Below are 24,315 nucleotides of genomic sequence, written 5' to 3'. Positions count from 1 at the left end.
TCACTTCTGAGCACCTCCGCTGGGCTGCTGGGCGGCTTCCGGCTGCACTGCCGGCGCCGGATTGTGCTGTCCGATGGTGGTCAGGGTGTTCGCCACTGCCGGATCGACCGCGTTCAGAATGGGTTTCGGGTATACCCCGAGGAACAGCAGTGCGGCGATGAGCGGCACCACCACGACCATTTCGCGCGGCAGCAGGTCGTAGAGCTTCTCATTGCCCTTCTTGACCGGCCCGGTCATCATCCGCTGGTACATCCACAGCACGTACAGCGCGGCGAGCACCAGCGCGCTGGCCGCGAAGATGGCCGCGACCGGGTAGCGCGTGAATGTGCCGATCAGCACCATGAATTCGCTGATGAACGGTGCGAGCCCCGGCAGGGAGAGCGTCGCCAGACCGGAGATGAAGAAGGTGCCCGCCAGGATCGGCGCGACCTTCTGTACTCCACCGAACTCGGCGATGAGCCGCGTCCCGCGCCGCGACACCAGGAAGCCAGCGATGAGGAACAGTGCCGCCGTGGAGATTCCGTGGTTGACCATGTACAGCGTCGCCCCGGTCCCGCCCTGCGTGGTGAGCGCGAAAATCCCGAGAATGATGAATCCGAAGTGCGAGATCGACGTGTAGGCGATGAGCCGCATGACATCGGTCTGCCCGATGGCCAGCAACGCTCCGTAGATGATCCCGATGACCGCCAGCACACTGATCAATGGCGCGTAAGTCGATGTGGCGTGCGGGAACAGCAGCAGGCAGTACCGCAGCATGCCGAAGGTCCCGACCTTGTCGACCACCGCCATCATGAGCACGCCACTCGCCGGTGTCGCGGCGACCGCGGCATCGGGCAGCCAGGTATGCAACGGCCACAGCGGCGCCTTCACCGCGAACGCGAACATGAACCCGAGGAACAGCGCGTTCAGCACCCCCGGCCCCGCCCCGAGGTGCCCGGAGTTGGCGGCCTCCATGACGGTGCGGAAGTCGAAGGTCCCGCCGCCGTCCGTGCCGAGCTTCTGTCGTGCGGTGAGCACGTACAGCCCGATGACGGCAGCCAGCATGATGAGCCCGCCGAACAGGTTGTACAGCAGGAACTTCACGGCCGCCCGCGACCGCTGCTGCCGGATGGTCACGTCCCCGGTCCGCGGTCCGAACCCGCCGATGAGGAAGTACATCGGAATGAGCATGACCTCGAAGAACACGTAGAACAGCAGAATGTCCAAGGAGGTGAACGAGATCAGCACCATGGCCTCGACCATCAAGGTCAGCGCCATATAGGTGTGCGATACCCGCCGCCCGGTCCCGACTTCGCGATCGTCCTGCCAGCCGGCCAGAATCAGCAGCGGCACCAGTCCCGCGGTGAGCAGTACCAGCACCAGCGCGATACCGTCGAGCCCGAGCGTGTAGCCCGCCCCGAATGCCGGTATCCATTCATGGTTTTCGACGAACTGATACTGATCCCCGCCGGGCACGAACCGGGTCGCCAGATAGATCCCGACCCCGAGCGTGCCCAGCGAGACCAGCAGCGCGAACGAGCGTGCCCCGGTCCGCCATTTGGCGGGGAACAGCAGTACCAGCGCGGCCCCGACCAGCGGCGTCACCCACAGCGTTGTCAGCCAAGGAAAGTCACTCAAAACAACCTCACCGCCAGCAGGGCGGCGACCACCAGGGCCGCGCCGGTGAACATGGACAGGGCGTAGGAGCGCACGAATCCGGTTTGCACGCGGCGGATCCGAGCGGACAGGCCGCCGATGATCGCGGCCGTCGAGTTGACCAGCCCGTCGATTCCGCGGGTGTCGACGAAGACCAGCGAGCGGGTCAGGTGCTGCCCGGGACGCATGAACGCGGCCTCGTTGAAGGCGTCGCCGTAGAGGTCGCGGCGTGCGGCCTCGGTGAGCGGTGTTCCCGCGGGCGCGGTTTCGGGGATGGGCTTCGAGGCGTATTGGTCGTAGGCCACCCAGATACCCGCGGCGACCACGGCGAGGGCGAAGAAGGTGATCGCCCAGGTCGGGATGATCGGTTCCGCGTGCTCGATCCCGACGACCGGCGCCAGCCAGTTCTGCAGCGCGGACCCGTACCAGAGCAGGAAGCCGGAGGCGACGGATCCGAAGGCGAGCAGGACCATCGGCCCGGTCATGGAGGCCGGAGCCTCGTGCGGATGGGTGTCTTCCTTCCAGCGCGGTTCGCCGAAGAAGGTGAAGATCATGACGCGGGTCATGTAGAAGGCGGTGATGCCGGCACCGGCCAGCGCCACCAATCCGGTGACGATGCCGCCGAATCCACCGTGCGCGAAGGCGGCCTCGATGATGCGGTCCTTGGAGAAGAAGCCCGCGAACGGCGGAACCCCGAGGATCGCAAGGTATCCCAGCCCGAAGGTCACGTAGGTGATGGGCAGCAGTTTCCGCAGCCCGCCGTAGCGGCGCATATCTGTCTCGTCGTTCATGGCATGCATGACCGAGCCCGCCCCGAGGAACAGTCCGGCCTTGAAGAATCCGTGGGTGAGCAGATGCATGATGGCCGCCGCGTACCCGATCGGCCCGAGACCCGCTGCCAGCACCATGTATCCGATCTGGCTCATGGTGGAGGCGGCGAGCGCCTTCTTGATGTCGTCCTTGGCGCAACCGACGATCGCACCGAAGAGCAGCGTGATCGCACCGACCGCCATGACGGCCGCTCGCGCGCCGGGGGAGAGATCGAAGATGGGGTTGGACCGCGCGATCAGGTACACGCCGGCGGTCACCATGGTGGCCGCGTGGATGAGCGCCGACACCGGGGTCGGACCCTCCATGGCGTCCCCGAGCCAGGACTGCAGCGGTACCTGCGCGGACTTACCGCACGCGCCGATCAGCAGCAGCAACCCGATGATGGTGACGGTCCCGCCGCCCGCATGCCCGACCGCCCCGAACACGGTCCGGTAGTCCACGCTGCCGAAGGTGGCGAACATGACCATCAATGCGATGGCGAGCCCCATGTCACCGACCCGGTTGACCACGAACGCCTTCTTGGCGGCCGCTGCCGCGGTGGGCTTTTCGTGCCAGAACCCGATGAGCAGATAGGAGGCCAGGCCGACACCTTCCCACCCGAGGTAGAGCATCAGGTAGTTGTCGGCGAGCACCAGCACCAGCATGGCGGCCAGGAACAGGTTGAGGTAGGCGAAGAATCGCCGCCGTCCCGGATCGTGGGCCATATAGCCGACCGAGTAGATGTGGATCAGTGATCCGACACCGGTGATCAGCAGCGCGAAGCACATCGACAGCTGATCGAGCTGGAAGGCGAAGTCCGCCTTGAATCCCGCGACCGGCACCCATTCGAACAGCGAATAGTGCACGGCCCGTTGCGCATTCGACCGGTCCAGCATGTCGGAGAACGCCCAGGCCGCGACCCCGAAGGAGGCCAGCGCCATGGCGCAGCCGAGCAGGTGACCCCACTTGTCGCTGAACTTGCCGACCAGCAGCAGGAAGGCGGCGCCGCCGAGGGGCAGCGCCGGCAGCAGCCAGAGCATCATCTGTGCGGTACTCATGTCAGTACCGGAGCAGGTTGGCGTCGTCGACCGAGGTCGAGCGACGGGCGCGGAAGATGGTCATGATGATCGCCAGTCCGACAACGACTTCGGCGGCGGCGACCACCATGGTGAAGAACGCGAACACTTGCCCGTCGAGATTCCCGTGCAGCCGGGCGAAGGTGACGAAGGCGAGATTCACCGCATTGAGCATGAGCTCGATGCACATGAAGACGATGATCGCATTGCGGCGCACCAGCACTCCGGCGGCGCCGATCGTGAAGAGCAGAGCCGAGAGATACAGATAGTTGTCCGGATTCACCGCTGGCCTTCCTCGGGGGAGTCGTTGCCGTTGCGCTCGCCATTGCCGTTGTGACCGTTGCCGTTGTGACCATTACCGTTGTGGCCGTTGCCATTCGCCGGAGCGGCGCCGCCGACGGTGAGCACCACGGCCTCGGTGTGGGCGCGATCGCGGCGGTGCCGCAGGATGGTGCTGACCGACTGTTCCTCGAAGGAGCCGTCGGGCAGCCGCGCCGGAGTGTCGACGGCATTGTGGCGGGCGTACACGCCGGGCGTCGGCAGCGGCGTGACCCGCTTACCTTCGCGGAAGCGCTGTTTGGACTGTTCACGCTGATCCATGCGGGGCCCGAACCGCTCCCGATGCGCGAGCACCATGGCGCCGATGGTGGCGGTGATGAGCAGCGCACCGGTCAGTTCGAACGCCCACACGTAGCGCATGAAGATGAGTTCGGCGAGGGCGCCGATGGTGTCGTTGCCACCCAGTCCCGGCCCGGTCTCGGCGACGCTGTTGGCGCCCATACCGCGGGCAATGCCCGAAATCAGCAGCATCCCGAACCCGAGTCCGACGAACACCACCGACAGCCGGTGCCCGCGCAGCGTCTCCTTCAGCGATTCCGTGGAGTCCACGCCGACGAGCATGAGCACGAACAGGAACAACATCATGACCGCGCCGGTGTAGACGACGATCTGCACGATGCCCAGAAACAACGCGCTCTGCGCAATGTAGAACGCGGACAACGTGATCATGGTGGCCGCCAGGCACAGCGCCGAGTGCACGGCCTTGCGGGCGCACACCATGCCGAGTGCGCCCAGCACCGCCACCACCGCGAGAATCCAGAACTGCACGGCCTCACCGGTGGAGGTGTGTGTGACGACCACATCGTGCGCGCCCTGCGCCAGGTAGCCGATCATCGCTTCGCCCCTTCGGTTCCGGCCAGTTCGCTCGGCGCTCCGGGAACCTCACCGCGGTAGTAGCTGCCCTCGTCGGTGCCGGGGTGCATGGCGTGCGGCGGGGCGATCATGCCGGGCTCCATCGGTGCGAGGAGATTCTGCTTCTCGTAGATGAGGTCGGCCCGGTTGTCGTCGGCCAGCTCGTACTCGTTGGTCATGGTGAGCGCCCGGGTGGGGCAGGCCTCGATGCACAGGCCGCAGCCGATGCAGCGCAGGTAGTTGATCTGGTAGACCCGCCCGTAACGCTCACCGGGAGAGAAGCGTTCGTTCTCGGTGTTGTCCGCGCCTTCGACATAGATGGCGTCGGCCGGGCAGGCCCACGCGCACAGCTCGCAGCCGATGCACTTCTCGAGGCCGTCCGGATGCCGGTTGAGCTGGTGCCGGCCGTGATAGCGCGGCGCGGTCGGCGTCTTGACCTCGGGGTACATCTCGGTGTTCGGCTTCTTGAACATGGTCGAGGCGGTGACGAAGAAGCCGCCGAGCGGTTCCATCAGGCCGGGTTTCGGCCCGGCCGCCGCCGGTTCGGCCGGCATGGGCGGCACCGGGAACTCCGAGTACATCCGGGTCGCGTCCGCGTCCGGTGCGGCCTTGGTGCGGTCGTCACCGGCGTGCCCGGCCCGCAACACCACGCCCAGCAGCAGCGCCGAGACGAGCAGCCCGCCGATCACCATGCCGGCGGTCTGGATGTGAATCCCGTTGTTCTGCAGCACCCGCAGCGTCGCCACGAACATGACCCACGCCAGCGACACCGGAATCAGCAGCTTCCAGCCGAGGTTCATGAACTGGTCGTAGCGCAGGCGGGGCAGCGTGCCGCGCAGCCAGATGAACACGAACAGGAACGTGCACACCTTGGCGACGAACCACAGCACGGGCCACCAGCCAGAGTTGGCGCCCGCCCACAGGCTGATCGGGAACGGTGCGTGCCAGCCACCGAAGAACAGCGTGGTGGCGAGCGCGGAAACCGTTCCCATATTGATGTACTCGGCCATCATGAACATGGCGAACTTCAGCGACGAGTACTCGGTGTGGAAGCCGCCGACCAGCTCACCTTCGGCCTCGGGGAGGTCGAAGGGCGCCCGGTTGGTCTCACCGACCATGGACACCGCGTAGATCAGGAACGACGGCAGCAGCAAGAAGACGTACCAGGTTCCGTACTGCGCCTTCACGATTCCGGAGGTGGACATGGTGCCCGACAGCAGGAACACCGCCGCGAAGCACAGCGCCATGGCGATCTCGTAGGAGATGACCTGCGCGGTGGACCGCAGTCCGCCCAGCAGCGGATAGGTGGATCCCGACGCCCAGCCCGCGAGCACGATGCCGTACACGCCGACCGAGGCCATGGCCAGGATGTAGAGCACCCCGACCGGCATATCGGTGAGCTGCAGCGGCGTGCGGTGCCCGAACATGGACACCGTCGGCCCGAACGGGATCACCGCGAAGGCCATGACCGCCGGAATCAGCGAGATCACCGGCGCCAGAATGAAGATCGGCTTGTCCACGATGGCCGGGATGATGTCCTCCTTGAGGAGCATCTTCACGCCGTCGGCAATGGACTGCAGCGAACCGCGCGGCCCGACCCGGTTGGGCCCGACGCGCATCTGCATGAACGCCACGACCTTTCGTTCCGCGTACACCGCCAGCATCGGGATGAGCAGCAGGAAGATGAAGATCGCGACCGATTTCACGAGGACCAGCCACCACGGATCGTGGCCGAACATACTGAGATCGCTCACAGGTGGTCCTCTCGTCGGATACGTACGAGGTGGCCGGGTGTGGTGCCGAGCTGCACCAGCACGTCCGAGCCGGGAGAATTCATCGGCAGCCACACCACGCGGTCCGGCATCTCGGTAATGACCAAGGGCAAGGTGATGTGGCCGTGGTCGGTGCCGACCGTCACCGGATCTCCTGTGGTGGCGCCGATTTCGGCGGCGGTGACCGGGGAGAGACGGACCACGGGCGTGCGGGCGGTACCCGCCAAGTTGGGTTCGCCGTCCTGCAGCTTGCCGCGGTCGATGAGCATGCGCCACGCCGACAGCACCGCCGCTCCCGAGGCGGGCTGCGCGATCGGATGCGGCCGGTGCACGGGTGTGGTGGCGGCCGGGCCGTCCCAGGCGCCGAGATCGGCCAATTCGGCTCGGGCACTGGCCGCGTCGGGCAGGCCGAGGCGGATGCCCATCTCCTGTGCGATGGCGTCGAGCACCCGGTACTCGGGCAGTGGCGCGGCCTCCCGGCGCACGGTGGCGTCGCGCAGGGCGGCGTCGAACTGGCGGTGACGGCCTTCCCAGGTGAGGAAGGTGCCCGTCTTCTCCATGGCGGAGGCGACGGGGAACACCACATCGGCGCGCTCGCTGATGTCGCTGTGCCGCAATTCGAGTGAGACCACGAACCCGGCGGCGTCGATCGCCGCCAGCGCCGCATGCGGGTCGGGCATATCGCCGACCTCGACACCGCCCACCAGGATGGCGCCCAGGCTGGGCGCCGCGGCGAGGATGGCATTGGTATCGCGGCCGGGCTCGCCGGGCAGTTCGCCGGAGTTCCACGCGGTCCGGACCTGCTGGCGCGCATTCATATCCGCGACCGGCCGGCCGCCGGGCAGCAGCACGGGCAGCGCGCCCGCCTCCAATGCCCCGCGTTCGCCGGCGCGACGCGGAATCCACGCCAGCGCGGCCCCGGTGTCGTCGGAGAGCCGTGCGACGGCCGACAGTCCACCCGGAATATCGCCGAGGCGTTCACCGGCCAGAATCAGCGCGCCGGGTTCCCGCAGCAGCGCGGCGATCTGCCGCATCCACCCGGAATCCACTGCGAGGGAGTCGCTTTCACCGGTCCGGATGGCTTCGAGCAGATGCGGTTCCGCACCCGGCGCCGCCGGGATCAGGGTGCCCGACATACGTTCCAGGCCACGCGACGGGAACGGCGCCATGGAGTAGATCGCGGTGCCGTTCTTGCGGGCCGCCTTGCGCAGCCGCAAGTACACCATCGGCGACTCCTCCTCGGCCTCGAAGCCGACGAGGAGCACGAAGGGCGCCTGCTCCAGTGCCGCGTAATCGACGGTGACGCCGCGGCCCGCGATGCGGGCGGCGAGGAAGTCCGCCTCCTCCGCCGAGTGCGCGCGGGCGCGGAAGTCGATGTCGTTGGTGTTCAACGCGACTCGCGCGAACTTGGCGTACGCGTACGCATCCTCCATGGTCACGCGGCCACCGACCAGCACGCCGGCATTACCGCGCGCGGAAGCCAGCCCGCGGGCCGCGACGAGGATCGCCTCGGACCAGGAGGCGGGCTGCAAGGTGCCGTCCTGCCAATTGCGCACCAGCGGGGTGGTGAGCCGGTCGCGTTCGGTGGCGTAGGCGAAGGCGAAGCGGCCCTTGTCGCAGTTCCATTCCTCGTTCACCTGCGGGTCGTCACCGGCCAAGCGGCGCATGACCTTTCCGCGCCGGTGATCGGTGCGCTGTGCGCAGCCGGAGGCACAGTGCTCACACACCGCGGGGCTGGATACGAGGTCGAAGGGCCGCGCCCGGAAGCGGTAGGTGCTGCCCGTGAGCGCACCCACCGGGCAGATCTGCACCGTATTGCCGGAGAAGTAGGAGTCCATGGGCTCCCCGGCGGCGATGCCGACCTGTTGCAGCGCACCACGATCCATCAGCTCGATGAACGGGTCACCAGCCACCTGCTGGGAGAATCGGGTGCAGCGGGCACAGAGCACGCAGCGTTCCCGGTCCAGCAGAATCGCCGAGGACAACGGAATCGGCTTCGGGTAGGTGCGCTTCTCCCCGTCGAAGCGGGATTCGGCGCGCCCGGTGGACATGGCCTGGTTCTGCAGCGGGCATTCCCCGCCCTTGTCGCATACCGGGCAGTCCAGGGGGTGATTGATCAGCAGCAGCTCCATCACTCCCTCCTGCGCCTTGGCGGCGACGGGGGAGGACAGCTGGGTGTGGATCACCATGCCTTCACTGACCGTCTGAGTGCAGGAGGCGACGGGCTTGCGCTGCCCCTCGATATCCACCAGGCACTGCCGGCAGGCGCCGACCGGGTCCAGCAGCGGGTGATCGCAGAACCGCGGGATCTGGATACCGACGAGTTCGGCGGCCCGGATCACCAGCGTCCCCACGGGCACGGAAACCGTTGCGCCGTCGATGATTACGTTCACCATATCGACGGGCACCGTGCCGCCGCCGGTATCGGGCTTCACTGTCTGTGTCATCGCGCTCCTTCAGCCCAGACGGTTGACCTGGCCGGGTCGAACGGGCAGGCGCCGAGGCGGATGTGCTCGGCGTACTCGTCGCGGAAGTACTTCAGGGAGGAGAAGATCGGGCTCGCCGCGCCGTCGCCGAGGGCGCAGAAGGACTTGCCGTTGATGTTGTCGGCGATGTCCAGGAGCTTGTCCAGGTCGGTCTCGTGGCCGGTGCCCTTTTCGAGGCGTTCCAGCAGCTGGACCAGCCAGTAGGTGCCCTCGCGACAGGGGGTGCACTTGCCGCAGGATTCGTGGGCGTAGAACTCGGTCCAGCGCAGGACGGCTCGTACGACACAGGTGGTGTCGTCGAAGATCTGCAGCGCCTTGGTGCCGAGCATGGAACCCGCGGCGGACACGCCCTCGTAGTCGAGCGGGACATCGAGGTGCTCGTCGGTGAATATCGGGGTGGACGAGCCGCCCGGGGTCCAGAACTTCAGGGCGTGACCCTTGCGGACGCCGCCGGCGTATGTCAGCAAGTCCCGCAAGGTGATTCCGAGGGGCGCTTCGTACTGGCCGGGCCGCGTCACGTGACCGGAGAGCGAGTAGAGGGTGAAGCCGGGGGACTTCTCGCTGCCGAACGACCGGAACCAGTCCACGCCATTGGCGATGATGGACGGCACGGACGCAATGGATTCCACATTGTTGACCACGGTCGGGCAGGCGTAGAGACCCGCGACGGCCGGGAACGGCGGACGCAGTCGCGGCTGACCGCGGCGGCCTTCCAGGGAATCCAGCAGCGCGGTCTCCTCACCGCAGATGTAGGCGCCCGCGCCGGCGTGCACCACGACCTCGAGGTCGAAGCCCGAGCCCTGGATATTGCGGCCGATATAGCCTGCGGCATACGCCTGCTGGACCGCGGCCTGCAATCGGCGCAGCACCGGCAGGACCTCGCCGCGCACGTAGATGAACGCGTGCGAGGCGCGAATGGCGTACGCGGCGATGATGACACCCTCGATGAGGGTGTGCGGGCTGGCCAACATGAGCGGAATGTCCTTGCAGGTACCCGGTTCCGACTCGTCGGCATTGACCACCAGGTAGTGCGGCTTGGTGGTGCCGTCGGGCCCCGGGCCCTGCGGGATGAAGCCCCATTTCATGCCGGTCGGGAAGCCCGCGCCGCCGCGACCGCGCAGCCCGGAGTCCTTGACGGTCGTGATGACTTCGTCCGGCTGCATCCGCAGGGCCTTGGGCAGGGCGCGATATCCGCCCTGCCGCCGGTACGCCGACAGCGTCCAGCCTTCCGGTTCGGCCCAGTGCTTGCTGAGGACGGGCGTGAGGGCAGTGGTCACTTGGTCCCTCCGTCGGTCGAATGCTGTTCGGCCACTTCCAGACCCGCCAGCGTCGCCGGCCCGGCCTCGCCGTCCGTCGCGCCCGGCCGCTGGTCCTCGAATCCGGCGAGAATGCGCGCGGTCTCGCGGAAGCTGCACAGCGGCAGCCCGCTGCGCGATCCGGTCACCTGTTCACCGCGCCGCAGCGAATCCACCATCGCCTTGGCCGATTCCGGGGTCTGGTTGTCGAAGAACTCCCAGTTCACCATCACCACGGGCGCGAAATCGCAGGCCGCATTGCACTCGATGTGCTCCAGGGTGACCGCGCCGTCCGCGGTGGTCTCGCCGTGTTTGATGCCCAAGTGCTGCTTCATCTCCGCGAAGATCTGATCTCCGCCCATAACGGCACACAGAGTGTTCGTGCACACGCCGACGTGAAAGTCGCCGGTGCGGTTGCGCCGGTACATGGAGTAGAAGGTCGCCACCGCGGTGACCTCGGCATCGGTCAATCCCAGCTGCTCGGCACAGAATTCGATACCGGTGCCGGAGACATAGCTCTCCACGGATTGCACGAGATGCAGAAGGGGAAGCAGTGCCGAACGCGAGTGCGGGTAGCGCTCGATGATCTCCTTGGCCTCCAGCGAGAGCCGGTCGTACACCTCTTGCGGGTACGGGATCGGCCGCGCGGTCAGGTTCAGCAGGATCTCCGTCATCGGTCCACACCGCCCATCACCGGGTCGATACTGGCCACGGCCGCGATCACGTCGGCGACCATGCCGCCCTCGCACATTGCCGCCACCGCTTGCAGATTCGTGAACGAGGGGTCGCGATAGTGGACCCGGTAGGGCCGGGTGCCGCCGTCACTGACCATGTGCACGCCCAGTTCGCCGCGCGGGGATTCCACCGCCACGTACACCTGGCCTGGCGGGACCCGCAGGCCCTCGGTCACCAGTTTGAAGTGGTGGATGAGGGATTCCATGGAGGTGCCCATGATCTTGGAGATGTGCTCGGGGGAGTTACCGAGACCGTCCGGCCCGAGCTGCAAGTCCGCAGGCCATGCAATCTTCTTGTCCTCCACCATGACCGGGCCCGGTCGCAGCTTGTCCAGGCATTGCTCGACGATCTTGAGCGATTCCTTCATCTCGTTCACGCGAATCAGGTAGCGCCCGTAGCAGTCGCAGCCGGTGTCGACCTGGACATCGAATTCGTAGTTCTCATAACCGCAGTACGGCTGGGACTTGCGCAGGTCGTGCGGCAGGCCGGTGGAGCGCAGCACCGGACCGGTGATGCCCAGCGCCATGCAACCGGTCAGGTCCAGGTAGCCGACATTGCGGGTGCGGGCCTTCCAGATGGGGTTCTCGTTGAGGAGCAACTCCATGTCCCGCAGCCGTTTCGGCATGAGCTGCAACAATTCCCGGACCTTCTCCACGCTGTCGTGAGCGAGATCCTGGGCGAGGCCGCCGGGGCGGATGAACGCGTGGTTCATGCGCAGGCCGGTGATGTTCTCGAACACGTCGAGAATCAGCTCGCGTTCGCGGAAGCCGAACAGCATCGGGGTGAGCGCGCCCAGCTCCATACCGCCGGTGGCGAGGGCCACCAGGTGCGAGGAGATGCGGTTGAGTTCCATGAGCAGGACGCGAATGACGCTGGCGCGTTCGGGCACGTCGTCGGTGATGTCGAGCAGCTTCTCTACCGCGAGGCAGTACGCCGTCTCGTTGAAGAACGGTGACAGGTAGTCCATGCGGGTCACGAAGGTGACGCCCTGCATCCAGTTCCGGTACTCGAGATTCTTCTCGATCCCGGTGTGCAGGTAGCCGATGCCGCAGCGGGCCTCGGTGACGGTCTCGCCCTCGATTTCGAGAATGAGCCGCAGCACCCCGTGGGTGGAGGGGTGCTGCGGGCCCATGTTCACGACGATGCGTTCCTCGGCGGCCCCGTCGAGGGCGGCGGAGATCTCGTCCCAGTCGTTGCCGACCAGGGTGACGGTGCGTTCCGGTCGCGGGTCGATCTCCGGATGGGACTTCGTATCGATGTCGTTCATTAGCTGTAAGTCCTCCGCTCGTCCGGTGGCGGGATGCGCGCGCCCTTGTACTCGACCGGGATTCCGCCGAGCGGGTAGTCCTTGCGCTGCGGATGCCCGCGCCAGTCGTCCGGCATGGCGATGCGGGTCAGCGAGGGGTGACCGTCGAACAGGATGCCGAAGAAGTCGTAGGTCTCCCGCTCGTGCCAGTCCGTCGTCGGGTAGACGGAGTAGAGCGAGGGGATGTGCGGATCACTGTCCGGTGCGGAGACTTCCAGCCGCACCCGGCGATTGTGGGTGATGGAGTTCAGCGGGTAGATCGCGTGCAGTTCCCGGTCCTTGTCGTCCAGGTAGTGCGCGCCGCTGACACCCAGGCACAGTTCGAAGCGCAGGGCCTCGTTGTCGCGCAAGGTCTTCGCCACCAGCACCAGGTGCTCCCGGTGCACGTGCAGGGTGAGCTCACCGCGGAAGACGATGATCTTCTCCAGCGCCTGGTGGAACGTTTCGCCGAGGGCCAGCCGGAGATTGGCGACGATCTCGTCGAAGTAGCCGCCGTAGGGCGCGGGCGTGCTGCCGGGCAGGCTGATGGTGCGCACCAGGCGTCCGTAGCCGGAGGTGTCGCCGGTGCCGGAGACGCCGAACATGCCCTGACGGACGCCGATGACCTCCTCCGCCGCAGCGGATTCGGTTGTCTCGGCGGCGGTTTCGTCGTTCGGTGGTTCCACGGCGGCGGCCTCCGGTGGGCTCTCCGTGCCGGCGGGGGAATCGAAGGTCATCGCAGCAGCCCCTTCATCTGGATGGTGGTGGGGCTGGCGAGCGCGGCGGCCTCGGCGGCACGCACGGCTTCCTCGCGATTGACGCCGAGCGGCATCTCCTGAATCTTCTCGTGCAGCTTCAGGATCGCGTTCAACAGCATCTCCGGCCGCGGTGGGCAGCCGGGCAGGTAGATGTCGACCGGCACGATGTGGTCGACGCCCTGCACGATGGCGTAGTTGTTGAACATGCCGCCCGAGGATGCGCAGACACCCATGGCCAGCACCCATTTGGGTTCGGTCATCTGGTCGTAGACCTGGCGCAGCACGGGGGCCATCTTCTGGCTCACCCGGCCCGCCACGATCATCAGATCGGCCTGGCGCGGGGAGGCGCGGAACGCCTCCATGCCGAAGCGGGCGATGTCGAATCGCCCGCCTCCGGTGGCCATCATCTCGATCGCGCAGCATGCCAGGCCGAACGTCGCCGGCCAGAGCGAACTCTTACGCAGATAGCCGGCCAAATCTTCCACGGTGCTCAGCAGGAACCCGCTGGGCAGTTTTTCTTCGAGACCCATGTCGGACTACATCTCCCGGATCGGACGACCCCGCTGGTGCGAGGCGTCTTGGTCGAATTTCCCCCTCGCGCCTGTCAATCCCAGCTGAGACCGCCGCGCCGCCACTCATAGGCGTAGGCGACCGAGACGTTGAAAATGAAGAGCGCCATGGCGGCAAGCCCGAACACCCCGAGCGCGTCGAAGTGCACGGCCCACGGGTACAGGAACACGATCTCGATGTCGAAGATGATGAACAGCATCGCGGTGAGGTAGTACTTCACCGGGAAACGTTGTCCCCCAGCATTTCCCGGCCCGCCCCCGACGGAGTGGGGGCTGGGTTCGATACCGCATTCGTAGGCTTCGAGCTTGGCCCGGTTGTTGCGTTTGGGGCCGATGAAGGCCGCCAGGAAAACGGAAAAGATCCCGAACGCGGCGGCTACTGCCCCGAGTACGAGAGTCGGCACCTCGATATTCACTTCAGCACTACCCCTCCTGCGAGCTGGACGACGCAATACGGACGGCAGCTGCCGAGGCGCGGGCTGACATCGTCGTCCGCCGGGCCAGACTCGCCCCTGGGCATCGCTCAGCAAGATGCGGTGGATCGGGGGAGTGAGGCGATGGCGTCATTGATACCGAGGCCCGCGCTCGTGTGAGCTACGGCACAGCCTACAACTCAGACGACAAGATACATGACGATTCGCGATGGTGTTTGATCGAATTCGGAACGGTCTTTTATGACCGAAAAGACGTAATCGCGCACGTCACGTGACAACAAATCGGCCTGCCACCGAGGCGCGGTGGCAGGCCGATTTATCAGGCAGCGATGCGGTTCCTGAGGACGCCGAGCACCGCTTCCGTCAATCGGATCGGGTCGATGGGATGGGAGACCGCGGCTTCCGCACGCGACCAATTCGCCAGCCACGCATCATCGGGACGACCCATCAGCACCACAATCGGTGGGCAGTCGGCAATCTCGTCCTTCAACTGCTTGGCCAGACCCATGCCGCCGGTGGGGGCGGACTCACCATCCAGGATCGCCAGATCGACCACGGCCGCATCCATCTTCTCGACGACGACCGGGCCGGTCGCCACCTCGAGGTATTCGATGGGCGGCAGATCAGGGTGCGGCCGTCTGCCCAGGGCCAGCATTACCTGGCTCCGGGTATCGGAATCGCTGCTGTAAACGAGCACCCGCACCACGGCGGGACGTTTCGCATCGGCCACGCTCCGCATGCTACGTCCCCGGGCCGGAACCGCGCGGCAGCTTCGGCCGAACTCGTGCGCGCGTCGCATGCGGCGGCCGAACGAAACCCCTTCGGCAGTCGATTCGTAAAACTCGAGCTGTAGCATCCGCCAATGAGGGGAGTCTCCATGACCGGACGGGTGGAAGTGGTGCCCGGTGGGCACCTGGTGGCCAGCGTGGACGGCGTGGTCGTGGTTGTCGCACACCGCGATCCGCAGCCGCTCACCGGCGACTCCGATATCGTCGGCGTGCTCGAGACGCTGCTAGGCATGGTGCAGGAGGCCGCCTCCCGCGAAACGCGGCGCACCGGGCGCACTTTCGCGCGGTTGGTGAGCACCTGGCTCATGAATCGAGAGGACGAGGAGCGCGTCGAGTTCGGTGTCCTCACCCCTGGAACACGCGGGCTCGCGATCTTTCTGCACGGCGGGCTCACCGCGGTGCTCGACGGCGCCGACCGGCACGAGGTATTGCACGGGCGCGACGCGGGATTCACGATCGACCGTGTCGTGAGCCCGGCACCGAGCCGTGCGGCCGGCGTCTTCGTCGACGAGGAATCTCCTCGCGAGGACATCCCCGAACCCGGAATCTGGTCCCTCGTCCATGGTCGGATGCCCGGTGGCGGCGCGGTCGTCTGGCTCAACGAACCCGTCGAAATTCCTTCCGGCCGAGGGCCTGTCGAGGCCGTCGTCGAGCCGACCGAGCCGGACAATGCCACCGATGTACTGGACGATGTTCCAGCAGTGGTCGCCGAACCACCTCCCGGCCAACGCGATTCGCAGGTCGCGCCCGCGACCTCCGGGCCGGGCGCGCCGCCGAACCGGGTGGCAGTCGGTGTAACTGTGCGCGGAGTGCTGTGTGCACGCCATCATCTCAACGATCCGCGGCTGCTGTTCTGCACGACCTGCGGGGCGCGCATCGATCAGATGAATGCGCTGTTCGGCGAGGGGATCAGGCCGTCGCTGGGCGTTTTGCGGCTCGATGACGGGACGGCGTATGCCGTCGATGCGGACATGGTGATCGGCCGCGAGCCCGAGCGGTCCGATGCGGTGCGACGCGGCGCGCGGTCCATTCGGATCGCGGATGCGTCCGGGGGAATGTCGCGGGTGCACGCCGAGATACGGTTGACGGAGTGGGATGTCACCGTGCTGGATCGCGGGTCGGCGAATGGCACGCACATCCGGCCGCCGGGGCGGCCGGATTGGATTCGCGCCGCGCCCGGGCATCCCGTCGTGCTGGAATCCGGGAGTCAGGTACTGCTCGGCGGACGGGTTTTCAGTTTCGACGCCCGGCGCGCGCCGGGGTGATGTCAGGGTCTGTTCAGACTCTGCGGGGTCGGCGCCGATTAGCCTGGCTGTGAACCGTTTGCCGAGGAGATTGGGGTGCTTGTGACCGCCGAAACCGTGGATATCGTGGTAGTCGGGATGGGACCGGGCGGGGAGTACGCCGCCACCCGATTGGCGCAGTCGGGGTTGCGGGTGGTGGGCCTCGACGGGCGGCTGCTCGGCGGGGAATGCCCGTACTTCGCGTGCGTGCCCACCAAGGCCATGGTCCGCGCCGCGAGCGCGCTGGCCGAGGCACGCCGCGTGCCGGAGCTCGCGGGAACGGCCGCGGTGCAGGCGGATTGGACCACCGTCGCGACGCGGATTCGCGACGAGATCACTCACAACTGGGACGACACCGCGGCGGTGGAGCGATTCGAGAAGGCCGGCGGGCAATTCGTGCGCGGCTGGGGCCGGATCTCCGCCGCCGGGGAGGTGACGGTTTCGACCGCGGACGGTGAGCGGGTGTTCCGCGCCGAACGCGGCATCGTCCTGAATCCGGGCACGGCTCCGGCGGTTCCGCCGCTGCCGGGTCTGGCGGGGACCCCGTACTGGACCAATCGGGAGGCCGTCGCGGCCACCGCGGTGCCGGAGTCGCTCATCGTGCTGGGCGGCGGTCCGGTCGGCGCCGAGTTCTCGCAGATCTTCGCCCGATTCGGCGCCACCGTGACCAATGTGGCGGGGCGGCGGCTGGTGCCGCGCGATGAGCCGGAGGCGAGTGAACTGCTCGCGAAAGTCTTCGAGTCCGAGGGAATTTCGGTCCGTGCAGGTGTGCGCGGTACGCAAGTAGCTTACGACGGCACCGATTTCACCCTCGAGCTCGACAATGGCGAGACGCTGCGAGCACGGCAGCTGCTGGTGGCGACCGGGCGGCGGATCGATCTCGCGGCCTTGGGAATCGGTGCACTCGGCCTGGACGAGACGGCGAAATCGATTCCGGTCGACGGTCGTATGCGGGCCGCGGACGGTCTCTGGGCCATCGGCGATGTGACCGGCGAGGGCGCGTTCACCCACATGTCGATGTATCAGGCGCGCATCGCGGTGGACGATATCCTCGGCGAACTTGCGGTCGAGGCACAGTATCGCGCGGTGCCGCGGGTCACCTTCACCGATCCGGAGATCGGAGCGGTGGGTCTCACCGAGGAGCAGGCACGTACAGCGGGATTGACAGTTCGGACCGGCTATTCGGACCTCACCCAGTCGACCCGCGGCTGGCTGCACAAGGTGGGCAATCAGGGTTTCATCAAGCTGGTCGAGGACGCGGATCGGGGCGTGCTCGTCGGTGCGACCTCCGTCGGCCCGGACGGCGGTGAGGTGCTCGCTGCCCTGGTCGTGGCAATCCACGCGCAAGTGCCGACCAGTACATTGCGCGAAATGATCTACGCCTACCCGACCTTCCATCGGGCCATCGAGCCCGCCATCGATGCGCTCACATCCGATTAGGCATCGCATCGCAATCGTTGCTGGTCACGCCGGGTGATTCGCGGGATGCTGGTACGCATCGATAGTCCCGAGCGTTGGGCGGTGGACATATGCGTATCTCCGAAATCCTGCGCCGGAAGGGCACCGGCGTCATCACGATTGCACCGAATGCAACGGTGCGCGAACTGCTGAGAGTCCTGTCGGCCCACAATGTCGGCGCCGTGATCGTCTCCCCGGACGGCGCCGATATGGCCGGCATAGTCTCCGAACGCGACATAGTCCGCCGCCTGCACCGCGACGGCGCCGCCATCCTGGACAGCCCGGTCTCCTCCATCATGACCGCCGCCGTGCACACCTGCTCCCCGGACGACCACGTCGAAACCCTCAACGCCACCATGACCGAACATCGAATCCGCCACCTCCCGGTCCTCCGCGACGGCCGCATGGTCGGCATAGTCAGCATCGGCGACGTGGTCAAGAGCCAGATCTCCGAACTCGAGACGGAACGCGAACACCTGGTCCGCTACCTCCACGGCTGACGGGGTTCACCATTCGGGCGCCGGGTCTCGATCGAGCGGAGGTTGTAGGTCATTTCACGGCCACCTTCGTCGGGTCGCGAAGTGCGCGACCGACTTCCAGGGTAGCGGCGAACCTACTGGTCGAGTGCCTCGATCAGGGAGGTCAGGCTCGAGAGCAGCGTCTCGCGCTGCGCCGGCTCCAGATGTTCCATGGCGGCGGCGAAGCGGTGGATGCGGGCGGAGGTGAGGCCGGTGACCAGGTCTTGGGCGCTGGGAGTGGCACTCAGGAGCTGGGCACGGCCATCCACCGGGTCCGCGTCGCGGACCACGTAGCCCGATTTCTCCAGGCTGGTGACGATGCGCGACATCGTTGGCGCGCTGACTCGTTCGATATTCGCGAGGTCGCCCAGCCGCATGGGGCCGGAGCGGGCGAGAGAGGCCAGCGCCGAGGCCGAGCCGGGGCTCAGCGATCCGATATCGCCGGTGTGCCGCAAGGAACGCAGCAGCCTGCTGATGGTGTGGTACAGCTCAGCTGCTTCGGTGAGCTGCTCTACCGCCGCCGCCTCACCGGGCGTATCGACGACACTCGTGGGCTCCAGCGTGGCCTCCTCGATCATCGGTCAGATTCCCTCGCGAGCGGCCTCACGCAGTTCCGCGGCCTCGTCGGGAGCTTTCCCACCGCCGGCGAACCACGACGCCACCGCGCCGATCAGCATCATAATCGCGGCGCCGAGGAACACCACGACCAGGCCCGAGTGGAACGGACCGGAGATCAGGTGCGGGAAGAACTGCTGACCGGTGAGCACGTCCTTGTGCACGCCCGGATGATCCAGCATGCCGGTCGGACCCAGCAGTGCCTGAATCGGATTCACGCCCAGGAACGCCGCGAAGAGGCTGCCCACCGGTGGCAGGCCCGCGACATTGTGGGCCACGTCCGCGGGCACACCCTGGGCCTGCAACCCGGAGTTCATGGCCCCGGGCAGCTTGCTGGACAGGCCGACGATCATGAGCGAGAAGAAGATTCCGATCGACAGCGCCATACCGCCATTGAGCAGCGTGCCACGCATACCGGATGCGACACCGCGCTGTGCGGCGGGCACCGCGGACATCACCTCGGCGGTATTGGGTGAGGCGAACATGCCCGAGCCGAGACCGTTGAGCGCGATGACGAGCGCGAAGACCCAGTAGGAGAAGTCAACTGGAAGGACGACCAGCAGCACGAAGGTGAGGCCGGTGATGAGCATTCCGAGGGTGGCGAACAACCGTGGACCGTAGCGGTCCGAGAGCTTTCCCGAAACCGGCCCGGCCGCAAGGAATCCCACGGTCAGCGGCAGCAGGTAGATGCCCGCCCACAGCGGTGTGGACTCGTAGTCGTAGCCGTGCAACGGCAACCAGATGCCCTGCAGCCAGATGATCAGCATGAACTGCAGGCCACCGCGCCCCAGCGAGGACATGAGCCCGGCCAGGTTGCCGAGGCCGAACGCGCGGTTCTTGAGCAAGGACAGGTGGAACATCGGCTGCGCCACCTTGGTCTCGATGTAGCAGAACAGGCCCAGCACCGCGATACCGCCGAACACCGCCGCCAGGACCCACGGGTTGGACCAGCCGGTATTCGAACCACCGTACGGCTGAATGCCGTACGTGATGCCGGTGAGCAGTGCGGTCAGGCCGACCGCGAAGGTGATGGTGCCGGGAATATCCAGCTTTCCCGGGCTGCGCTGACCGTTGTCGTGCAGCGACCGGTAGGACCATACGGTGCCGAGAATGCCGAACGGCACGCTGACCCAGAACACGGCCTTCCAGTCCCACTGCGCGAGCAGCCCGCCCAGCAGCAGGCCCAGGAACGAACCCGCCACGGCCGCAACCTGATTGATGCCCAGCGCGAAGCCACGTTGCTCGGCCGGGAAGGCGTCGGTGAGGATGGCGGCCGCATTGGCCATCAACATCGCACCGCCGATGCCCTGGATGACTCGCCATCCGATCAGCCATACAGCGCCGCTGCCGTGCGTGAACGGATCGAATGACAACGCCACGGCGGTCAGGGTGAAGACCACGAAGCCGTAGTTGTAGATCTTGACGCGCCCCACGATATCGCCGAGCCGCCCGAACATGACCACCAGCACGGCGGATGCGAGCAGGAAGCCCATCATCATCCACAGCAGGTAGCTGACATTGCCCGCGGCCAGCGGGTTCAGGTCGATGCCCCGGAAGATGTCCGGGAGCGAGATGATCACGATCGACGAGTTGATGGTGACCATGAGCATGCCCAGCGTGGTGTTGGACAACGCGACCCACTTGTAGCGCGGGTGATCGTGCTCGACGCGGAGGCGTCGGCGAATGGTTTGGACGTCACCGGCATCGAGCTCGTCGGTGGTGGGGGCCGCACTCAACTTTTGCCTCCCGAATCGGACATATGAACAGGAGTCCAATATAGTTGCATAAGGCTAACTAATGAAATTGTGTATCTGATCACCGCTGCGACCTGCGCGCTTCCACACAGAAACGCCGAAACGGCGGCATTCCCGGTCTCCACAGAGGGACCGGGAATGCCGCCGAATGCGTTTCGTCGCGTCCGAGCGGGGCGTCAGGCCAGGCGGATGTCCGCGGTGGCGAGGCCGAAGATCTTGCGGCCGGCCGATTTCGCGGTGATGACGAGGACTGCGGTCCTGGTCTCCGGGTCGAGTGATTTGACGCGGCCGGTGAATTCGAGGTCGCCGGCGGTTTTGGCTTCGACGATCGCGTAGTTGGAGAGGCGGACGCCGTAGCGGGTCAATGCGCCCGGGTCACCCAGCCAGTCGGTGATGAATCCCGCGCCCAGGCCCATGGTGAGCATGCCGTGGGCGATCACATCGGGAAGGCCGCTCAGCGCAGCGATCTCGTCGTGCCAGTGGATCGGGTTCGGGTCGCCGGACACGCCGGCGTAGTTCACCAGATCACCGCGGGTCAGGCGCGCTTCGCGGGTGGGGAGCTCGAAGCCGACCGCGAGATCCTCGAATCGGACTGCGGTTTGCGGCTTCCGGGTGCGGCTGAAGTCGGACACGGTTGTCGCGGCCCGAGGAGTCGAATCCGTGGCCTTGCCGTTGGATGCGGCGACCTCCGGGTTCGTGGCCGAGGCGAGGAGTTCGACGCCGTGCATGACGACGCGTGACATGGCGTCGCCGACTTCTGCGGCGACATCCTCGGTGGTGAGGCCGACGACAGTCGTGTGCATGACGTGCACGACCTCACCGTTCTGGTCGGTGAAGGTGTTCTTGACGGTCAGCAGATCCTTGCCCGCGACCTGGCGTACCGATTCGAGCTCGACATCGCTGACCAGCCGGTCCCCGGCGATCAGTGGCTTGTACAGCTCGAAGACCTGGTCGGTCTGCAGGTAGCCGTTGTATCCGGTGATGACGCTCTCGAAGAGCCTGCGATTCGCCAGCATTGCCGGAATCGACACGAAGGTGGTCGGCGCGACCAGACCGCTGTAACCCAGCTCCGCGGCGGCTTTCTCGGTCCAGTGCGCGGGATGGTCCTCCTGTACGGCCCGCGCGTATTCGCGGACCTTCTCCCGCCCCACCTCGTAGTAATCGTCGACCCGGTAGTGATGCCCCACCAGCGCGGTCACATCGTACGTCGCATCCACCAAAACACTCCTCGCTGTTGCTCTCGGACATCGTAAACAGTGCCCGCAGAACCGAATTCGCGAGAGGTGCGTGAACGTGGACGGTCACCGCCGGGCGGGCCGATGCCACGTTGCCATTTGCTCCTGGAATGTCGGGCAGGTCAGGATGTCCTTCTTACTGCACTGGACCGCGTGGGCCAAAAGCGCGTGCGCATGCTCGAGGTCGATCTTGCGCTGTTCGATCTCGGCGAGCTTGTCGCTGAGCATTGCCGCGCGGCGCGGCCGATCCTGCTGGACCTCGGCGATCTCGGCCAGCGTCAGGCCGGCCTGCTGGAATTTGCGCAGCACCATGATTCGCTCCGCGGCCTCCGGCGGATAGCGTCGCTGCCCGCTCTGACGTGCGGGTTGCGGTAGCAGGCCGTGGCGTTCCCAGTACCGGATGGCCGAGGCGGGCACCCCGGTGGTCTCGGCCAGCTGGCCGATCGTCATGGGCATAGGGGTCCTCTCGGGCCGGGTGCGAATTCGGCGCTTGACTTGAACCTTAGTTCAAGGTGGAGGGTCGTCCCTGTACGAAGAACAGCGGTTCACCAGCCGCTGACAAGCGAATTCGGAGGCAGAGATGTCCGATACCCAAGTCGAGAAGGAACTGGCGAACCAGCTGGTCGAGACGGCCGAGCAATTGTTCGCGGCGGGAGTCATGTCGCATTCGGGGCACGCCAATCTGAGCGCACGGCTCGGCGCCGACCGTTTCATGCTGACGCCGGGATTCGTGCGGGGACTGCGGCCCGAACAGGTGGCCGTCCTGGGGCTGGACGGTCAGGTGTCCGGGGGCCGGCTGCAGTCCGCCAGCAGCGAGATCGTGGCCATGCACGGCATCGTCTATCGCGCCCGGCCGCACGTGGGCGCTGTGCTGCACACGCACTCGCGCGCTGCGACAGCTTTTGCCGTGGCGAACCGGCCACTGCCGTGCCACACCGAGCCGATGCTGCGCTTCGGGCAGGCCGAAGAAGTTCCGGTGGTGCCATGGGGACCGCGCGGGTCGGACGTGTCGGTGCGCGGTATCGCGGCGATCCTCGAGGAGCGCCCGACAACCTCGGCGGTCCTGCTGGCCAATCACGGTCTGCTGGTCTTCGGACCGACCCTGACCGACGCCGCCCACCTGCTGATGGCGATCGAAGAGAGTGCCGAGGCCGAGCTCGACGCGGCGGCAATCGGTGGGGCCGTGGACTTTCCCGCGGGTGCCCTCGAGGCCCTGCGCGCCTCGATCGCACGGGCCGCGTCATGACCGGCGATGCAATCACGGAACGCGTTGAGGCCGTGCGGGATCGGTATCGCGCGACCTACGGCGCCGTTCCGCTCAGCGTAGAAGACCGCCTGCGCGTGGCCGGTACGTTCGACCGGCTCGATACCGAGGAGACGTTCGCGGCGCTGCGGCACCTCGTGCTCGCCGAGAATCACCTCGGCGGACGCATTCAGCAGCTCGTCCATTTCGGGCAACTGCTGGCCCTCGGCCACTCCGGTCCCGCGCGCCTGCACGCTCGCGGCGCGCTGCACGCGGGCGCGGATCTCGCCGATCTGGTCGGAGTCGCCGAGACCGCTCTCATCACGGCGGGCGCTCCCGCCTATGCCCTCGGCATCGAGATCATCGCCGAACTCCAGGCCGGCGAGTCATAGGAACAGGGCGCGATCGGCTTCCGGGAACCAGCAGTCCCGTGCGACATCACTGTTGTAGTTTCCGCGCACGTGGCTGATCAGGCCCGGAAGCCCGGGGTGCGTATTGGTGCTGTCCCACAGCAGCGCATGTGGATACGCCGGTGTCGGATCGACGATGGGCACCCGCCGCACATGCGGGTGCCAGGGATTGTGGAACCCTTCGCCGCTGAAGGTGGCCAGCGTGGGGGAGCCCGCGATCCGATCGAACATGGCCTCGACCCCCGAGGGCGCGTCATCGGCGCGGCGCTTGTCGGTATCGATGGTGATCCCGGTGTGCGCGTTGAGATCCCGGTAGAAGTCGGCCCACTCCGAGGGCACCCGTGCGCCCGGCACCCACACGGTGAACGCCCGCAGCTCACCGACGGAGACGGCCGAGCGTCCCGACAACGGATGATCCCTGCCCACCACCAGATGCAAGGGCTCCAAATAGGCTGGAACAGCGGCAATATGGCCGGGCAGCCTGCGAGGTCCGCCGTGATTCCGGGCGAAGGCCGCGTCGGCGCGCCCGCTCATCAGCGCATCCCGTGAGGTGTCGAACGCATTCGACAGCACGATGTCGATCTCGGCTCCGGGGCTCCGATCGAGGTAGAACCGCATCGACTGCATGGCCACGTCGCGCTCGCCGAGTACGGCAACCCGCAGTGGTCCGGCATCGCCTCGCACCGCGACCGCCGCCTCCTCGGCAATGGCCAGCAAGGACCGGGCATGCGGCAACAGTCGCCGCCCGGCGGCCGTCAGCGCGATCCCGCCGGGCAACCGCTCGAACAATGCTGTGCCCAAATGCGTTTCGAGCTTGGCGATCCGCTTGGAGACCGCCTGCTGACTGATCTCGAGCAGATCGCCCGCAAACCCGAACTGCCCTTCATCCACGGCAGCCACGAACGCCCGGACGGCCGCCAGATCGAGATCAGTTCTCACATCCACAGATACAACCACTGATTCCG

The 24,315-nt window shown here is 66.6% G+C and carries 23 protein-coding genes; 5 read left to right on the top strand and 18 right to left on the bottom strand.

All coding sequences use genetic code 11. The annotated features are described in order from the left end of the window. The 13 genes from ACIP5Y_RS20985 to ACIP5Y_RS20925 all read right to left on the bottom strand — a co-directional run bounded on the left by ACIP5Y_RS20985 (position 1) and on the right by ACIP5Y_RS20925 (position 14,785). Positions 1-1,617: an NADH-quinone oxidoreductase subunit M gene (locus tag ACIP5Y_RS20985; RefSeq protein ID WP_400351922.1), complete on the bottom strand. Its 1,617-nt coding sequence runs from the start codon at positions 1,615-1,617 to the stop codon at positions 1-3. Further along, positions 1,614-3,485 carry an NADH-quinone oxidoreductase subunit L gene (gene nuoL, locus ACIP5Y_RS20980; protein ID WP_400353835.1) on the bottom strand — a complete coding sequence of 624 codons (1,872 nt, stop codon included), beginning with the start codon at positions 3,483-3,485 and terminating at the stop codon, positions 1,614-1,616. Before nuoL ends, ACIP5Y_RS20985 begins: the two co-directional genes overlap by 4 nt. A gap of 19 nt (positions 3,486-3,504) precedes the next feature. Then, positions 3,505-3,804: an NADH-quinone oxidoreductase subunit NuoK gene (gene nuoK / locus ACIP5Y_RS20975; protein WP_400351921.1), complete on the bottom strand. Its 300-nt coding sequence runs from the start codon at positions 3,802-3,804 to the stop codon at positions 3,505-3,507. Next, positions 3,801-4,694, bottom strand: a complete 894-nt coding sequence (locus tag ACIP5Y_RS20970) for an NADH-quinone oxidoreductase subunit J (RefSeq protein ID WP_400351920.1) — start codon at positions 4,692-4,694, stop codon at positions 3,801-3,803. Before ACIP5Y_RS20970 ends, nuoK begins: the two co-directional genes overlap by 4 nt. Then, positions 4,691-6,451 carry an NADH-quinone oxidoreductase subunit NuoH gene (gene nuoH, locus ACIP5Y_RS20965; RefSeq protein WP_400353833.1) on the bottom strand — a complete coding sequence of 587 codons (1,761 nt, stop codon included), beginning with the start codon at positions 6,449-6,451 and terminating at the stop codon, positions 4,691-4,693. Before nuoH ends, ACIP5Y_RS20970 begins: the two co-directional genes overlap by 4 nt. Before the next feature lie 11 nt (positions 6,452-6,462). After that, positions 6,463-8,931 carry an NADH-quinone oxidoreductase subunit G gene (locus tag ACIP5Y_RS20960; RefSeq protein ID WP_400351919.1) on the bottom strand — a complete coding sequence of 823 codons (2,469 nt, stop codon included), beginning with the start codon at positions 8,929-8,931 and terminating at the stop codon, positions 6,463-6,465. After that, positions 8,928-10,247 (bottom strand): NADH-quinone oxidoreductase subunit NuoF, encoded by a 1,320-nt coding sequence (gene nuoF, locus ACIP5Y_RS20955; RefSeq protein WP_400351918.1) that lies wholly within the window; start codon positions 10,245-10,247, stop codon positions 8,928-8,930. The genes ACIP5Y_RS20960 and nuoF overlap by 4 nt, the downstream gene beginning before the upstream one ends. Then, entirely contained in the window at positions 10,244-10,939 is a 696-nt protein-coding gene (nuoE, locus tag ACIP5Y_RS20950; RefSeq protein ID WP_400351917.1) for an NADH-quinone oxidoreductase subunit NuoE, read from the bottom strand. The genes nuoF and nuoE overlap by 4 nt, the downstream gene beginning before the upstream one ends. Further along, positions 10,936-12,267: an NADH dehydrogenase (quinone) subunit D gene (gene nuoD / locus ACIP5Y_RS20945; protein ID WP_400351916.1), complete on the bottom strand. Its 1,332-nt coding sequence runs from the start codon at positions 12,265-12,267 to the stop codon at positions 10,936-10,938. The genes nuoE and nuoD overlap by 4 nt, the downstream gene beginning before the upstream one ends. Next, positions 12,267-13,022, bottom strand: coding sequence for an NADH-quinone oxidoreductase subunit C (locus ACIP5Y_RS20940; protein ID WP_400351915.1), 756 nt, complete (start codon positions 13,020-13,022; stop codon positions 12,267-12,269). The genes nuoD and ACIP5Y_RS20940 overlap by 1 nt, the downstream gene beginning before the upstream one ends. Beyond that, the gene (locus tag ACIP5Y_RS20935) at positions 13,019-13,573 is read right to left on the bottom strand and encodes a NuoB/complex I 20 kDa subunit family protein (protein ID WP_397009809.1); all 555 of its coding nucleotides are present in this window, start codon (positions 13,571-13,573) and stop codon (positions 13,019-13,021) included. The genes ACIP5Y_RS20940 and ACIP5Y_RS20935 overlap by 4 nt, the downstream gene beginning before the upstream one ends. 74 nt (positions 13,574-13,647) lie before the next feature. Next, positions 13,648-14,028 carry an NADH-quinone oxidoreductase subunit A gene (locus ACIP5Y_RS20930; RefSeq protein ID WP_400351914.1) on the bottom strand — a complete coding sequence of 127 codons (381 nt, stop codon included), beginning with the start codon at positions 14,026-14,028 and terminating at the stop codon, positions 13,648-13,650. A gap of 337 nt (positions 14,029-14,365) precedes the next feature. Next, a complete protein-coding gene (locus ACIP5Y_RS20925; RefSeq protein ID WP_400351913.1) occupies positions 14,366-14,785 on the bottom strand; it encodes a hypothetical protein in 420 nt (139 codons plus the stop codon). Between the two features lie 138 nt (positions 14,786-14,923). Here ACIP5Y_RS20925 and ACIP5Y_RS20920 point away from each other — a divergent pair, with 138 nt between their 5' ends. From ACIP5Y_RS20920 to ACIP5Y_RS20910, 3 genes are all read left to right on the top strand, one after another. Next, a complete protein-coding gene (locus tag ACIP5Y_RS20920) occupies positions 14,924-16,099 on the top strand; it encodes an FHA domain-containing protein (protein WP_400351912.1) in 1,176 nt (391 codons plus the stop codon). 75 nt (positions 16,100-16,174) lie between these two features. Next, positions 16,175-17,557 carry a dihydrolipoyl dehydrogenase family protein gene (locus tag ACIP5Y_RS20915; protein WP_400351911.1) on the top strand — a complete coding sequence of 461 codons (1,383 nt, stop codon included), beginning with the start codon at positions 16,175-16,177 and terminating at the stop codon, positions 17,555-17,557. A gap of 89 nt (positions 17,558-17,646) precedes the next feature. Continuing rightward, on the top strand, positions 17,647-18,075 hold the full coding sequence (locus ACIP5Y_RS20910) for a CBS domain-containing protein (protein WP_400351910.1): 429 nt from the start codon (positions 17,647-17,649) through the stop codon (positions 18,073-18,075). A 113-nt stretch (positions 18,076-18,188) separates the two neighbouring features. On the opposite strand, the gene ACIP5Y_RS20905 is transcribed toward ACIP5Y_RS20910, so the two are convergent. From ACIP5Y_RS20905 to ACIP5Y_RS20890, 4 genes are all read right to left on the bottom strand, one after another. Continuing rightward, entirely contained in the window at positions 18,189-18,671 is a 483-nt protein-coding gene (locus ACIP5Y_RS20905) for a MarR family winged helix-turn-helix transcriptional regulator (protein ID WP_400351909.1), read from the bottom strand. Positions 18,672-18,674: 3 nt separating this feature from the next. Next, positions 18,675-20,444 carry an MFS transporter gene (locus ACIP5Y_RS20900; protein WP_400351908.1) on the bottom strand — a complete coding sequence of 590 codons (1,770 nt, stop codon included), beginning with the start codon at positions 20,442-20,444 and terminating at the stop codon, positions 18,675-18,677. Positions 20,445-20,638: 194 nt separating this feature from the next. Beyond that, the gene (locus ACIP5Y_RS20895; RefSeq protein WP_400351907.1) at positions 20,639-21,682 is read right to left on the bottom strand and encodes a fused (3R)-hydroxyacyl-ACP dehydratase subunits HadA/HadB; all 1,044 of its coding nucleotides are present in this window, start codon (positions 21,680-21,682) and stop codon (positions 20,639-20,641) included. An 81-nt stretch (positions 21,683-21,763) separates the two neighbouring features. Then, positions 21,764-22,147 (bottom strand): MerR family transcriptional regulator, encoded by a 384-nt coding sequence (locus tag ACIP5Y_RS20890; protein WP_400351906.1) that lies wholly within the window; start codon positions 22,145-22,147, stop codon positions 21,764-21,766. Positions 22,148-22,277: 130 nt separating this feature from the next. Here ACIP5Y_RS20890 and ACIP5Y_RS20885 point away from each other — a divergent pair, with 130 nt between their 5' ends. Both ACIP5Y_RS20885 and ACIP5Y_RS20880 read left to right on the top strand, forming a co-directional pair. Beyond that, a complete protein-coding gene (locus ACIP5Y_RS20885) occupies positions 22,278-22,943 on the top strand; it encodes a class II aldolase/adducin family protein (protein WP_400351905.1) in 666 nt (221 codons plus the stop codon). Further along, positions 22,940-23,332: a carboxymuconolactone decarboxylase family protein gene (locus tag ACIP5Y_RS20880; protein WP_400351904.1), complete on the top strand. Its 393-nt coding sequence runs from the start codon at positions 22,940-22,942 to the stop codon at positions 23,330-23,332. Before ACIP5Y_RS20885 ends, ACIP5Y_RS20880 begins: the two co-directional genes overlap by 4 nt. Here the strand turns inward: ACIP5Y_RS20880 and ACIP5Y_RS20875 are convergent. Next, positions 23,327-24,295 (bottom strand): LysR family transcriptional regulator, encoded by a 969-nt coding sequence (locus tag ACIP5Y_RS20875; protein WP_400351903.1) that lies wholly within the window; start codon positions 24,293-24,295, stop codon positions 23,327-23,329. The genes ACIP5Y_RS20880 and ACIP5Y_RS20875 overlap by 6 nt on opposite strands. Positions 24,296-24,315 lie beyond the last annotated feature (20 nt).

It is taken from the genome of Nocardia sp. NPDC088792, from assembly GCF_044750615.1.
Classification (GTDB): domain Bacteria; phylum Actinomycetota; class Actinomycetes; order Mycobacteriales; family Mycobacteriaceae; genus Nocardia.
This window is presented reverse-complemented; position numbering and strand designations above follow the sequence as displayed.

Excerpts from the sequence above, each read along its gene's own strand:
- ACIP5Y_RS20940 (WP_400351915.1), bottom strand. The coding sequence starts at position 13,022 with ATGACCTTCGATTCCCCCGCCGGCACGGAGAGCCCACCGGAGGCCGCC.
- ACIP5Y_RS20910 (WP_400351910.1), top strand. The coding sequence starts at position 17,647 with ATGCGTATCTCCGAAATCCTGCGCCGGAAGGGCACCGGCGTCATCACG.
- ACIP5Y_RS20905 (WP_400351909.1), bottom strand. The coding sequence starts at position 18,671 with ATGATCGAGGAGGCCACGCTGGAGCCCACGAGTGTCGTCGATACGCCC.
- ACIP5Y_RS20925 (WP_400351913.1), bottom strand. The coding sequence starts at position 14,785 with ATGCGGAGCGTGGCCGATGCGAAACGTCCCGCCGTGGTGCGGGTGCTC.
- ACIP5Y_RS20885 (WP_400351905.1), top strand. The coding sequence starts at position 22,278 with ATGTCCGATACCCAAGTCGAGAAGGAACTGGCGAACCAGCTGGTCGAG.
- ACIP5Y_RS20920 (WP_400351912.1), top strand. The coding sequence starts at position 14,924 with ATGACCGGACGGGTGGAAGTGGTGCCCGGTGGGCACCTGGTGGCCAGC.
- ACIP5Y_RS20890 (WP_400351906.1), bottom strand. The coding sequence starts at position 22,147 with ATGACGATCGGCCAGCTGGCCGAGACCACCGGGGTGCCCGCCTCGGCC.
- nuoD (WP_400351916.1), bottom strand. The coding sequence starts at position 12,267 with ATGAACGACATCGATACGAAGTCCCATCCGGAGATCGACCCGCGACCG.
- ACIP5Y_RS20960 (WP_400351919.1), bottom strand. The coding sequence starts at position 8,931 with ATGACACAGACAGTGAAGCCCGATACCGGCGGCGGCACGGTGCCCGTC.
- ACIP5Y_RS20970 (WP_400351920.1), bottom strand. The coding sequence starts at position 4,694 with ATGATCGGCTACCTGGCGCAGGGCGCGCACGATGTGGTCGTCACACAC.
- nuoH (WP_400353833.1), bottom strand. The coding sequence starts at position 6,451 with ATGTTCGGCCACGATCCGTGGTGGCTGGTCCTCGTGAAATCGGTCGCG.
- nuoE (WP_400351917.1), bottom strand. The coding sequence starts at position 10,939 with ATGACGGAGATCCTGCTGAACCTGACCGCGCGGCCGATCCCGTACCCG.
- nuoL (WP_400353835.1), bottom strand. The coding sequence starts at position 3,485 with ATGCTCTGGCTGCTGCCGGCGCTGCCCCTCGGCGGCGCCGCCTTCCTG.
- ACIP5Y_RS20935 (WP_397009809.1), bottom strand. The coding sequence starts at position 13,573 with ATGGGTCTCGAAGAAAAACTGCCCAGCGGGTTCCTGCTGAGCACCGTG.
- ACIP5Y_RS20880 (WP_400351904.1), top strand. The coding sequence starts at position 22,940 with ATGACCGGCGATGCAATCACGGAACGCGTTGAGGCCGTGCGGGATCGG.